This window comes from Brevibacillus laterosporus (assembly GCA_007833815.1).
GTDB classification, from domain to species: Bacteria; Bacillota; Bacilli; order Brevibacillales; family Brevibacillaceae; genus Brevibacillus_B; species Brevibacillus_B laterosporus_D.
On sequence record CP033464.1, the window covers coordinates 1,424,058 to 1,436,367 of the forward strand.

Consider the following 12,310-nt stretch of genomic DNA (forward strand, 5'->3'; position numbering starts at 1 on the left):
ATGAAATCCTTCTGTCACAGAAATATCTATTTTTATTCATTAATAATTGTTATAATTTACCTAAAACTTAAAATAATGGGGTTTCTCATGATCGCCAATCTTCTGTTTAGAAATGTAGAGTGGATCATTGTGTTATTTCGTTGGGTTCTACTCATTTTGATGTATGTCATGATGGATACAACAGTTATTTACTTGGTTATTCCAGTGTATATACTACTTGGCATACAAACGTTACTAAGTATTTTAACGCTGTATCGAATAATACTGGTCAGAGAAGTTTTGTTGACAGCTGAATTTTTCTTTCTGTTGTATTGGGTGATAACGCAACAAATGTGGGGAAGTCCTGATTTATGGTTTGCTTATACGTCGTTGTTACTATTGGGCTTGCGCTTACCTTTACGTTATATATGGGGAATCCTTGTTCTAGGATTTGGTAGCGCCATTCTCTTTCTTACTTGTGGAGGACTGACAAGTACGGACGATTCTAATTTACGTGCAGAGGGTCTTTTAGTCACGCATTTCGTTACTACCATCATGTTGTGTGGATTTATTCACATTCTTCGTAAAAAAATGAAAGCTTATTTTCAGCACTGGTTATCCTTTATGTCTTATATTAAGCTGTTGCGTAAAAATAAAGCGGCAAGCGATTTATGCCATTTAGGAGAACGTTTTTTGAAGCGACTTTTTCCTTATAAGAAGTCGTATGTTCTTTGGTTTAACCAGACAAGGCGACAAAAGGATTGGCAAAGGGAGTTTTACCAGTTTGCCCTGTTAGAAAGTAATAATTGGCAAGAACTTAAACAGCATCGAACAATTACGATGAGTAACTTCACGGGTCAATCAGAGGATGTGCTGTATTTCCCATTAGGTCAAAAAGGTAAACGACAAGGGGCGATTTTACTCGTTGGGCAACGTGCAGAAGGTTTGTCTATGGTTGATCTACTTTTTCTACATAGTTTTGCTATTGTGACATCTAGCCATTTGCGTCATATCAAGGACACAGAGGAGTTGGTATTTCGTACGGATGCAGAAACCCGCAAACAAATGGCTGAGGATATGCATGATAGCTTAGCCCAACAATTATTTTTTTTATCAGCTCAACTATTTTATATGAAACAAACGCTTAATCCTGTCATGAATGAAGAGATGTTCGCCACTATTGATCGCATGGAAGAACAGATGAAAGAATGTCATTTGAAAGTGCGTGGGTATATACAGCATTTGCGTTTTAATCGGGAAGCTGAACCACTCCTAGATGCAATCCGTGACATGGGCGAACGTATATTAAAAGGAACGGGTATACAGTTTCATTATGTGACCAAGGGAACAGTTATGGAAGAGAGTCTGGCTGTAGAAGAAGCGATATATCGTGTAGTAGAAGAAGCATTATATAACATGTTAAAACATGCCAAAGCAGATCAGGTGGAAATTTATTTAGAGGCTACAACAGTGCAATGGACGCTACGAATCAAAGATAATGGAATTGGTTTTGCTATGGAAAACGTAAATACTTCCAATAGATCATTCGGAATCTCTAATATGCGGGAACGAATGAAGCGTGTTGGTGGAACGATTACAATTCGTTCTGTGGAGCAACAGGGTACAGAAATCACGGCGTTTATCCCTAGAGGAGGGGTTAGTGGTGGAGAAAATAAAGGTTTTTCTTGCTGACGACCATAGGATTGTCCGCGAAGGAGTCAAAATGATTCTACAGCTGGCGGGTAAATTTGAAATAGTGGGGGAAGCGGCTGATGGAGATGAGTTGTATATCAAAGTATTGGAATGCAAGCCAGACCTTATTATCTCTGATCTTAAAATGCCGGGTCAAAGCGTGCTTAAAAGTGGGAAACTTCTGAAAGAGCAACTTCCAGCTATTAAGCTTTTGATTTTGACAGCTTTTGATGATAGTGAAGATATCTTTCAAGCTCTCGATGGGGGAATTGATGGATATGTGATGAAAGATACCATGCCTGAGCAAATTTTGCATACCATCGACATGATTTTGATGGGGTATTCCTGCTTTCAGCCCAAGTTAGAGCGAAAAAAGTCTACACAAACGGCTCAGCTTCAATTAACAGAACGAGAAAGAGAGATATTTGAACTTATTATTGATAATTTGAGTAATCACGAGATTGCGGAGAAGCTCTATATATCCGAGGCGACTGTAAAAACCCACGTAAGTAGTATCCTACGCAAAACGGGACAACCGAACCGCTCTCAAGCGGTGTTGTATGCGCTCAAGCGGGGGCTGGTTAAAGTGAAGTAATAGCTGGCGTGGATATAGGTAGGACTAGGAGAGGAGTTTCACAAAATGAAGTTTGAACAAGAGAAGCTGGCTAAACAAATGATGCGATATGCAGCTTATCTGGCTTCGTTGTTTTTAACCCTCACCCTACTGGCAAAAGGATTTGAACGGCAAGAGATCTGGATTAGTTCTTTACTTAGCTACTTCTTTTGCCTATGTGTGTGCTGGGGTGTCTATTTTTTGTATCGTATGTACGAAACTGCTTACTCTTATTCGGATTGGATGATATCATTCTGTGTCTTATTTTTATTTTTGTTTGTATCATTGGCACCACCTTTTACTACTATTAAAATAGGTTGCTTAGCTTTGGCGTACCCTTTACTGCTCAGTATGACTAGACAGAAAAAAGTAATGCATGTGGGGAGTATCATATATGTCGTAGTGTTATTGATGTCACTTTACTGGCAAGCTAAAATGAGCCAAGTAGAAGAAGCGCTTCCAGCTATTTTACCTGTAATGGGATTTGTTATTGTGGGTTATTTACTCGGGATATTGTGGTTGCGTATATTTGTCATGCAAGAACAGAGAATGCGAGAGGAACAGGAGCGAAATCATTTAGCCACTCTGTATCGGATGCTGTACGCTTTTGTGCCAACGGTTGAGCGGAAATCCCAAACCTCCAGCAGACAAATTGAGCAGATGCGTTACCTTTTGAAAAGAACCATCTTTATGTTAAAGAGACCTATTCATGTACAAGACTGGGAGTTACAGTGCATGTCGCTTATACACTTTGTAAGTAAAATCAAATGGCCAGACTATGTATTTGAAAAGGAAGAAAAGTTGACGGATTATGAGTACGAGATGATACAGGAGCATTGCATGATGGCCAAAGAACTTCTAGACGATCTTCCACAGTATCAACAGATTATTGAAACCATGTGTTATCACCATGAACGATATGATGGTAGTGGGTACCCAGAGCGATGGGAGGGAGAAAAAATCCCGTTGCTTTCCCAAATTGTTGGCGCAGTAGAAACCTACTTAGCAATGACTGAACCCAGGTCTTATCGAAATGCTTATACCACTGAAGAAGCGCTTGATGAGTTGCAGCTGTTAAAAAATCAAGCTTTTCGGGCAGATGTCATTGATGCGCTGTTTCAAGCGGTAGTAGGTCAGGAGCGAGAAGAAGTAGCTCAGGGGCATCATTCGTGTTCTTTTCCAATTCATACTTATGTAGAAACAAATACGTGAACGGAGCCGGAATCAAGTAGATCCGGTCTTTTTTTGTTTTTATAAGTGAAAAAATGCACATAGTATGATTGCATCTTCCCCTATGAGTTGTAGATAAAGATCATCCTGTTCATCTGGAAAAGTACCTCTCACAGTGGAAGAAAAGCGTCTGAACTTTTTTTACAATAAGGGTAAGAAAAGTAAAGCGGGGAAGGCTGATGCTCATTACAAAAAAACTGAACACGTGGGAGATTGTGTTGGACGGTGAGACGTTATATGTGGAAAAGGATTCGGAGCGTTTGACCCATGATGAGATGGTTGAGCTTGCGGCTGAGTTACACATTTTGTATCAATATGTCCGCATTAATAACTGTTTCATTACGTACCGTCCTAGTGTGAATTTGGAAGATGCGGATGAACACACACGATCAAACTGGCATGTATTAGTAGCCGGTTTGCATTCCAGTTTAGCTTTGATGCCTATCCTGCTGTTACCTTTTTAGTCTCTACTTTTCGAAAGGAGGAAGTACCGTAATGATAAAAGGAAAAGGAATAAAGATTATATCCATCCTATTTGTACTGGTCTCCTCCGTAGCTGTGAGTTTTAGCTTTGCTGGGATCGATGTAAAAAATCAGTTAAGTATCTGGTACAACCAGAAGATGATGGCATCGAGTAACACAATTGAAGAAACAACTGACGCTTATAAGCAGAATAGTAATAACAAAGTGGTAGAAGAAGCAAAATTCACAACTGATAAAACCCTTTTCTTGCTGGAACAAGAAATGATTCAAGTGTCCAAAACAGGAGAAAAATCAATTGATGAGTACGTAGACCGTCAGAAAACACGATTGAATCAAAAGCAAAACACCTTAGAACAGAAAGAATTGCCTACGGATTTTAAACAATTTGTACAACAATCCAACGAGAACATCCATGAAGAACTAGATAAAGAAACAATTGATTTCCTTCATAAATTTACTTCAGAGCAACAGGTGTTTAACAAATAGAAGGGCATTGTTTCCTTAATCCCCTTTTAAAAAAAGTTAGGAGATGAAGAGGATGAAAAAGGTAAAAAGTAAAATCGTGATTGGTGTGTTAGCAGTTGGTTTGGTTGGTAGCTTAGGTACTGCATTTGCGGCGGTTGACGTGGGAGGACAGCTTAAAAATTGGTATGACAAACAATTCTCTGCTTCAACAGCATCTATTGTGACAGAAACGGCTAAATATGGAAACGAACAAAAGGCAATTACAGATAATGAGTTAAATAAGCTAAAAAATCAGGTTTCTGACCGTGTTAAGCAAGCAGGTACCGAAGAAGCAAATCGTGCTGTAGCATCACTAACGGCTGCTAAAAACGATTATTTGAATGCTTTGAGAGGCAAAACGAACGAAATCAAAGGCAACATGCAGAATCAATACAATCAAAACGTAGAAGGAATCAAGCAGGAAATTAACAAAGCAGCTAATCATACAAAAGTCAATTCGATAATCGATCTTACCAATAAGGTGAACCACGCTGGAGAAGCGGGAAAACAAGAAATAAAAACGAACGTTACTAGTGCACAAGACAAAGCAAAACAAGAACTAACCGGTGCGATTAACGATGCTAAAAACACGATTACTGCTTTAATCCGCGAGAAAGAAGCAAGTTCTAAAGAGGAAACAAAACGTTTTATTGATGAAAAAGTCGCTGAAATCCAAAAAGTAGTTGATGAATCAGCGAAATTATTGGAGAAACAAGTGAAGGATGCTATCAAAGATACAGGTGTTAAAGCTGAACAGGAAGCGAAGAATAGCTTGGATCAACTAGTAGCTGACCAATTTAAATAATAAAAACTATTATCATACATTGTCAGAGCTTCTGTTGTAAGCTCTGACAATGCCCATTAAGGGGGAAAAGATGTGTTAAGCAGAACGAAAAGAGAAAAGCATCGACGTAATAAAGTGCGCAAGCGAATTTTCTTTGGATTTGTTTCTTTAAGCATGTGTTTTGGTCTAACGATGGGTGTTGCCTATGCTGATGTGGATGTTACGCAATTCTTACAAGGGTGGTATTCACAAAGTGCCGAGACAGCCAAGCAATCGGTAACTGATGCCCTAAAAACTGAGACGAAAGTACAAAAAGAGCGCTTGAAGGCAGAAATCCAACGAAAACTGCTAGAGTCGGCCGAAGATTTAAAGCAATTTACTATGGAAGAGAGATCATCACGCCTTAAATCCTTAACAGATTATTCAGGTCATCTGATCGATAATCTGGATATCTCAAATGAAAAGGATAAGCGGCAAATAGAAAGGAAATTAGCTGCCATTCTAAGTAGTGCTCAAAATGCAATGGAGGATATGGCTGACAGCTATGAAGCCCCTTCCTTGGAGTTTGTTCCTGCTCCATCCCCCCCACCTGCCAAGGGGGGCGGAACGACAGTACCAACGCCAGAAGTACCGCCTGTACCTGTACCGAACCCAAGTGAGCCACAATCACCCGTTCCTGTACCGAACCCAAGTGAGCCGCAACCGCCCGTACCTGTACCAAATCCAAGCGAGCCGCAACTGCCTGTACCTGTACCGAACCCAAGTGAGCCGCAATCATCCGTACCTGTACCAAATCCAAGTGAGCCGCAACCGCCTGTACCGACAACGAATCAGGAAGAGACCTTGCCACCAGTATCAGTTCCAGATGGGAATCCAACACCAGCTCCTGAGGTCTCTGCGCCAGACGAGACACAGCAACGACCAGCAGATATTCCAGACCCAGCAAATCCAGAATAATCACCACTCCCAGCACCATGAACAGTCCATCAAGTGAATGAAACTATCACTCTATAAGAAAAAGGTGTCGAGGATGGAAATGATAAGACTAGAAACAAAGGAAAATGATGTAGCACCTAATCAACCTAAAAAGTCATTCCAAGCCGAACTTTTTAGCTGGTTCTGTTTTTTCGTGATACTGGCAGTCGTTTACTTTCTCATGATAAATAGCATTGGTCTAACCAAGGTAATTGGTCATTCGATGGATCCTACAATGAAGGATGGAAGCATCGTGCTGTTAAATAAAATTCCTACTCATTTCTCTGCGCCTGCTCTGGGGGATGTGGTAGTCATCCATGAAGAAGCGAAAGGATATGAGATCATTAAAAGAATTATTGGTCTGCCTGGTGATACAGTGAAAATCGAGAAAGGGATTGTCTATGTAAATGACAGCCCACTTCCTGAACTATATACGCAAGGCATATCAAATGATATGGACCCACTTACAGTTTCGAATGATCACATGTTTATTTTAGGAGATAATCGTACGTTGGGTGAAAGTATGGATAGCCGCGACCCTAGTGTAGGTCAATTACCCATTAAAGATATTAAGGGCTATGTTTCCTTATCGCTGTTTCCTTTTTATCGGGTAGCTAAACCCTTAGAAATCTAAGCTAATATTTGTAGAATCCAGCCTTGGTATAAGGCTGGATTTTTCTTTGATATAAACATAATCGTAGATATAGCTAGAGATACTAAGAGAGGCTTATCCTCATTTTATTTCTCACCCCTGATACAAATGGGGTCTATTTTTTAAATATAAATAAAAGAATTCACCTAGATCACACCTTAATTTGTATAAATTGGATTATAAGAATAGAGAAAAAGCAAGCCTTATCCATTATTTTTTATAAAAGCTTGGATGGATTAGACATAGTTTATTCACATATAAAATCTAGCTACAAATTCGACAAAAATTCGCCCAGCATTGTTCACAACATAACGATAGTTTTTAACATAAATGTTGTTTATGTGTGATAAAATTCACACTATATAAGAGCGATGTATGGTATGAGGGGGGAGTAAGATTGGATCTGGATAGCACCATGTTAGCTCGAATACTAACATCCGTGACGCTGGGGTTTCATATTATTTTTGCTTCAATGGGTGTTGGTATTCCTTTGGTCATCTCCATTGCTGAGTTTATTGGGATTCGTAAAAAAGACAAAGCTTATCTATTGATGGCACGCCGTTGGACTCGAGGTTTCACTGTGACAGTAGCTGTTGGGGTTGTGACAGGGACCTGTATAGGTCTACAGTTAAGCCTCTTGTGGCCATCGTTCATGAAATTGGCAGGAGAAGTCATTGCTTTGCCGTTGTTCTTAGAAACGTTTATGTTCTTCTTTGAAGCAATTTTCTTGGGAATTTATATTTATACATGGGACCGTTTTAAGAATCCGTATATTCACTGGCTCATTTCTATTCCTGTGATTATTGGTTCTACTGGTTCTGCTTTCTTTATCATGACGGTGAATGCTTTTATGAATACACCACAGGGCTTTACGCTAGTGGACGGTGTTCTACGCGACATTCAACCAATGGCAGCAATGTTTAATCCGGCTACACCTTCCAAGGTGGGACATATGGTCTTTGCTTCTTATGCCACTAGCGCATATGTAATGGCTGCGATTGCTGCATTAAGCATGTTAAAGGGTAAGACGCATTCCTATCATAAAAAGGCACTTAATTTGACGCTTACGCTTGCGTTTATCTTTTCCATGGGGACTGCTGTATGGGGGGATATCGCTGGTAAATTCTTAGCAGAATATCAACCTGCGAAATTGGCAGCAGCGGAGTGGCACTTTGAGACAACCGACAAAGCCGAATTTGTTTTTGGGGGCGTTTTGGATAAAGAGAAGCAAGAAGTAAAGTATGCGATAAAGGTACCGTATGCTTTGAGTATCTTAGCGACAAACTCTCCAAATGGGGTAGTAGTGGGGTTAAATGACATTCCACGAGATGAATGGCCACCTCTGTTTATTCATTATCTGTTTGACAGTATGGCAATCATAGGTGGGTATATGGCATTAGTTCCGGTGCTTTACTTCTTGTTTGTAAAAGTGCGAAAACGTATGCCACCCAAATGGATTTTGTGGGCTTCTGTGTTTGGAGCACCACTCGGATTCTTGGCGATTGAATTTGGCTGGATGTTTGCAGAGATTGGTAGACAACCTTGGGTATTAAATGGTTATCTACGAACGGTGCATGCAGCGACGACAGCAAATAATGTCGGTGAAATGCTCATTCTTTTCTGCCTGCTGTACGCCTTCTTGGGAACGGTGTGCGCCCTTGTCCTGAAGCGAATGTTTAAAGATAAACCAGTCGAACTGGAACTGGAAAAATAGGACAGGGAGGTAGGAATACATGTCGCTCGCACTTCTTGGCATTACAATTCTGTGGATTTTCTTGTATGGCTATTTGATTGTAGCTTCCATTGACTTTGGAGCAGGGTTTTTCGCTTACTATTCTAGACGACGCAAGAAGGATCATATCGTTAATGGAATTATCCAGCGCTATCTATCTCCGGTCTGGGAAGTAACAAATGTATTTTTGATCTTCTTTATTGTAGGGATCGTAGGTTTCTTTCCAGACACGGCTTACTATTATGGCACAGCGTTGTTGGTTCCCGGTAGTTTAGCTTTAGTGTTGTTGTCGTTACGTGGTTCCTTCTATGCTTTTGCACATTATGGGGCTAGAGACAGTACATTATATTATGGCATTTATGGGATTACAGGTCTGTTGCTTCCTGCTGCTTTATCTACAGTCCTTGTGGCATCAGAGGGTGGATTTATTGTGGAAGAAGGCAACAAAATTCATCTGTTAATGGGCAAAATGTTGGCGACTCCTTACACGTATGCTGTTATTTTATTGGCCTTAGTCAGCGTCTTGTTTATTAGTGCAACCTTTTTGACCTTTTATGCTAACAAAGCAGGAGATAAGGACGCGACCAAGTTGTTACATTCTTATGCAATGATCTGGTCGCTACCAACTATCATTGCCAGCTTGCTCGTGTTTTGGACCATTCAGATTCATAACCCAGAGCATTATAGCAAGATGGTAGAAAACGGTTGGTTTTTCATCGTATCCTTTATCTGCTTTATGGTAGCCACTTTCTTATTGTATAAACGACGTGCTTATGGCTGGGCATTTTTTGCAGTCATGCTACAGTTCTTCTTTGCTTTTTTTGGATATGGTAAGGCGCATTTGCCATACTTATTGTATCCGTACATCACAATTACAGATAGTATTAACAGCCCAGAGATGGGGAGAGCACTGGTCATTGGGTTCATTGCAGGGCTATGTTTATTAGTTCCGTCCCTTATTTTGTTGATGAAGCTTTTCTTATTTGACGCTAAATATATAAAAGGGGATAAGAAAACCCATTAATTGTTAACATTTTTTGACAAGAGAAGTACTCCAGCAGTTTGGGGCTGCTTCTCTTTTTTTTCTATTGGGGACATATGATATATTTGAATTATCGTAAAATGAGGGGGCTATTATGTATGAGCAATATCGTGAAAGAAATTACACCTGAAGAGGTGTTGACGAAATTAAATGAAAAGGCTGCCATTCAGATAATAGACGTTAGAGAACCGGAAGAGTGGGCAGCAGGTCACATTGCAGAAGCCATCCTCATTCCCTTGGGTGATGTGCCAGCTTCTCTGGAGCAATTTGATTCTTCCAAAGAAATTATCATGGTATGCCGTAGTGGAGCGAGAAGCTACCATGCTTGTGAATTTTTAAAGCATAATGGGATTGAAGCAGTAAACATGGAAGGCGGCATGCTGGCTTGGCCAGGAGAGATTGCTCGATAAAGTAAAGTGGGGGAGTAACATGCCGAAACAACAGATGAAATGGTTGGGATGGTTAGGAGCAATTTTTCTGTTACTCGCCGTAACCGGTTGTGGTGGTAGCGATAAGAAGGCAGGCAACATCGAATTGCAAGCCACCCAAGATGGTTATCAGGCGAAGCTGGAAATAAAGCCTGGAATAGCTGGAGTTAACACTTACACAGTGACGATTACCAATGACCAAGCGCAGGCAGAGTCAGGGCAAGGAGCTGTGCTGCATTTTGAGATGCCAAGCATGGACACACATGGTAAAAGTGAAAAGGAACTGAAGAAGAAAAAGGAAGCAAGCTGGCAAGAATCTGGCCCGCATATTATGATGCCTGGTGAATGGCAGAGCACGTTGGAATGGAAAGATGATCAGGGGAAGGATCACACGTTTCTATACAACTACGAGATAAAAGAGTAGGGGGATAAAAATGGATGATGTAACAGCAGGGAGCCTCTACAGAAAGTGGCTTCCCATCTTTGGAGTTATTATTGTTCTGATTGCTGTAGGTAGTGTTTTGTACAAGAGCTATTTTTCTACGGCAGATATGCCAGTTATTAAGAAGGTTCAAGATTTTACGTTGGAACGGATGGATGGAAAGAATGTCAAGCTTTCAGATTCTAACGGTAAAGTTCGTCTCATCTCGTTTATTTTTTTACGTTGTCCCGATGTATGTCCGCTAACCACTCAGCATATGGTGGATTTACAGAATACGTTAAAAGAAGATGGGCTGTATGGAAAAGACATAGAGTTCATTTCGGCTACATTTGATTATGAAAATGATACACCAGAAGCCTTACAGAAATACGCCAAAGCAGTTCAAGCTGATCCAAGCGGCTGGCAATTCCTACGTGGACCAGATGACGTTATGAAGCCAATATTGAATGATTTCTGGATTGGTGCGGAAAAGCAAAAAGATGGCTTATATGTACATACAATGAAGACGTTTTTACTGGACAAAAATCAAAATATTCGTCAGATATATGGTATGGCGGATGATATGGATAAAGAAAAGATTTTGCGAGAAATGAAAAAACTAGCTAAAGAGTAATCGGTTTATTATGTGGTAAAGAGTAAAAGTTAAAGCTGCCAAGGAATACGGCAGCTTTTTTCTTATCCAAAAAGCTCCCCTTCAAAACCACCTCCACAAAACCTTAACAATCCTTAACACTCCTTTTACGTTACGTTCATTCTAGCTTTAAGCTAGAGAGGTAGGATGAGAGTGTAAAAGAAATCAAATGATTGAAGGCGACGAGGGGGATTTCCTTTGAAAAAGATTTCATCCATTCTTATGGCAAGTATGTTATCTGTCGGGTTACTTTTAACTGGTTGCGGAGCAGGTGGTACTTCCAATGCGACAGCACCAGCCAAACCAGAAGCGAAAACAGATAGTACTACAGCCAGCAGCGGTTCTATCACAGCTGTAGGTTCCACAGCACTGCAACCGTTAGTAGAGCAAGCGGCAAAGAAGTTTATGGAGAAAAATCAGCAAGTGCAAATTCAAGTGCAAGGTGGAGGTAGTGGTACGGGCTTGAGCCAGGTGGCCAATGGAGCAGCTACTATCGGAAACTCTGATATTTTTGCAGAAGAAAAGAAAGGAATCCCTGCTGATCAATTGGTAGATCACAAGATTGCTGTAGTCGGTATGGCAGCTGTGGTTCATTCAAAAGCGGGTGTAGATAATCTAACGAAACAACAATTAATTGACATCTTCACAGGCAAAGTAACCAACTGGAAAGAAGTTGGTGGAGCTGATCAAAAAATTACATTAGTAAACCGTCCGAAAAACTCTGGGACTCGTGCTACTTTCGTACAATACGCGTTAGAGGGTGCAGAGGAAGCAGAAGGCATCACAGAGGATTCTTCCGGTACAGTTCGCAAAATCATTGCTGAAACACCTGGGGCAATCGGCTATCTTGGTACTTCTTACCTCAATGACACTGTTAAAACAGTGAAACTAGATGGTGTAGAAGCTACGACGGAGAACATCGCAACGAATAAATATAAAGTGTGGGCTTATCAGCACATGTATACAAAAGGTGAGCCAACTGGTGCACAAAAAGAATTCTTGGAATACATGACAAGTGATGAAGTACAAACAGGAATTGTACAAGAGTTGAAATATATCCCAGCAGCTGCCATGAAAGTGGAAAGAACAGCTAAGGGTGAGATTACACAAAAATAGAGAACGT

14 protein-coding genes are annotated in these 12,310 nt (G+C 40.5%); all 14 read left to right on the top strand.

Annotation, left to right across the window (positions count from 1 at the left end):
• The first annotated feature begins 87 nt into the window (after positions 1-87).
• The gene (locus tag EEL30_08200) at positions 88-1,671 is read left to right on the top strand and encodes a two-component sensor histidine kinase (GenBank protein QDX92327.1); all 1,584 of its coding nucleotides are present in this window, start codon (positions 88-90) and stop codon (positions 1,669-1,671) included.
• Positions 1,643-2,266, top strand: a complete 624-nt coding sequence (locus EEL30_08205) for a DNA-binding response regulator (GenBank protein QDX92328.1) — start codon at positions 1,643-1,645, stop codon at positions 2,264-2,266. Before EEL30_08200 ends, EEL30_08205 begins: the two co-directional genes overlap by 29 nt.
• Positions 2,267-2,311: 45 nt before the next feature.
• Positions 2,312-3,496, top strand: coding sequence for a phosphohydrolase (locus tag EEL30_08210; protein QDX92329.1), 1,185 nt, complete (start codon positions 2,312-2,314; stop codon positions 3,494-3,496).
• Positions 3,497-3,693: 197 nt separating this feature from the next.
• A complete protein-coding gene (locus EEL30_08215) occupies positions 3,694-3,978 on the top strand; it encodes a hypothetical protein (GenBank protein ID QDX92330.1) in 285 nt (94 codons plus the stop codon).
• Positions 3,979-4,009: 31 nt separating this feature from the next.
• Entirely contained in the window at positions 4,010-4,483 is a 474-nt protein-coding gene (locus EEL30_08220) for a hypothetical protein (protein QDX92331.1), read from the top strand.
• A gap of 52 nt (positions 4,484-4,535) precedes the next feature.
• Positions 4,536-5,306 (top strand): hypothetical protein, encoded by a 771-nt coding sequence (locus EEL30_08225; GenBank protein QDX92332.1) that lies wholly within the window; start codon positions 4,536-4,538, stop codon positions 5,304-5,306.
• Between the two features lie 72 nt (positions 5,307-5,378).
• Entirely contained in the window at positions 5,379-6,242 is an 864-nt protein-coding gene (locus EEL30_08230) for a hypothetical protein (GenBank protein ID QDX92333.1), read from the top strand.
• A 73-nt stretch (positions 6,243-6,315) separates the two neighbouring features.
• Positions 6,316-6,894: a signal peptidase I gene (gene lepB, locus EEL30_08235; GenBank protein QDX92334.1), complete on the top strand. Its 579-nt coding sequence runs from the start codon at positions 6,316-6,318 to the stop codon at positions 6,892-6,894.
• A gap of 415 nt (positions 6,895-7,309) precedes the next feature.
• Positions 7,310-8,626, top strand: coding sequence for a cytochrome ubiquinol oxidase subunit I (locus EEL30_08240; protein QDX92335.1), 1,317 nt, complete (start codon positions 7,310-7,312; stop codon positions 8,624-8,626).
• 19 nt (positions 8,627-8,645) lie between these two features.
• Positions 8,646-9,668 (top strand): cytochrome d ubiquinol oxidase subunit II, encoded by a 1,023-nt coding sequence (locus EEL30_08245; protein ID QDX92336.1) that lies wholly within the window; start codon positions 8,646-8,648, stop codon positions 9,666-9,668.
• Positions 9,669-9,784: 116 nt separating this feature from the next.
• Complete coding sequence (locus EEL30_08250) at positions 9,785-10,096, top strand: rhodanese-like domain-containing protein (protein ID QDX92337.1); 312 nt, start codon at positions 9,785-9,787, stop codon at positions 10,094-10,096.
• A 19-nt stretch (positions 10,097-10,115) separates the two neighbouring features.
• The gene (locus EEL30_08255) at positions 10,116-10,538 is read left to right on the top strand and encodes a hypothetical protein (protein QDX92338.1); all 423 of its coding nucleotides are present in this window, start codon (positions 10,116-10,118) and stop codon (positions 10,536-10,538) included.
• Positions 10,539-10,548: 10 nt separating this feature from the next.
• On the top strand, positions 10,549-11,169 hold the full coding sequence (locus EEL30_08260; GenBank protein QDX92339.1) for an SCO family protein: 621 nt from the start codon (positions 10,549-10,551) through the stop codon (positions 11,167-11,169).
• Between the two features lie 216 nt (positions 11,170-11,385).
• On the top strand, positions 11,386-12,303 hold the full coding sequence (locus EEL30_08265) for a phosphate ABC transporter substrate-binding protein (protein ID QDX92340.1): 918 nt from the start codon (positions 11,386-11,388) through the stop codon (positions 12,301-12,303).
• The last annotated feature ends 7 nt before the right edge of the window (positions 12,304-12,310 follow it).

Coding starts and splice junctions, on each gene's coding strand:
- EEL30_08200 (QDX92327.1), top strand. CDS start 88: ATGATCGCCAATCTTCTGTTTAGAAATGTAGAGTGGATCATTGTGTTA.
- EEL30_08210 (QDX92329.1), top strand. CDS start 2,312: ATGAAGTTTGAACAAGAGAAGCTGGCTAAACAAATGATGCGATATGCA.
- EEL30_08215 (QDX92330.1), top strand. CDS start 3,694: ATGCTCATTACAAAAAAACTGAACACGTGGGAGATTGTGTTGGACGGT.
- EEL30_08220 (QDX92331.1), top strand. CDS start 4,010: ATGATAAAAGGAAAAGGAATAAAGATTATATCCATCCTATTTGTACTG.
- EEL30_08225 (QDX92332.1), top strand. CDS start 4,536: ATGAAAAAGGTAAAAAGTAAAATCGTGATTGGTGTGTTAGCAGTTGGT.
- lepB (QDX92334.1), top strand. CDS start 6,316: ATGGAAATGATAAGACTAGAAACAAAGGAAAATGATGTAGCACCTAAT.
- EEL30_08245 (QDX92336.1), top strand. CDS start 8,646: ATGTCGCTCGCACTTCTTGGCATTACAATTCTGTGGATTTTCTTGTAT.
- EEL30_08250 (QDX92337.1), top strand. CDS start 9,785: ATGAGCAATATCGTGAAAGAAATTACACCTGAAGAGGTGTTGACGAAA.
- EEL30_08255 (QDX92338.1), top strand. CDS start 10,116: ATGCCGAAACAACAGATGAAATGGTTGGGATGGTTAGGAGCAATTTTT.
- EEL30_08260 (QDX92339.1), top strand. CDS start 10,549: ATGGATGATGTAACAGCAGGGAGCCTCTACAGAAAGTGGCTTCCCATC.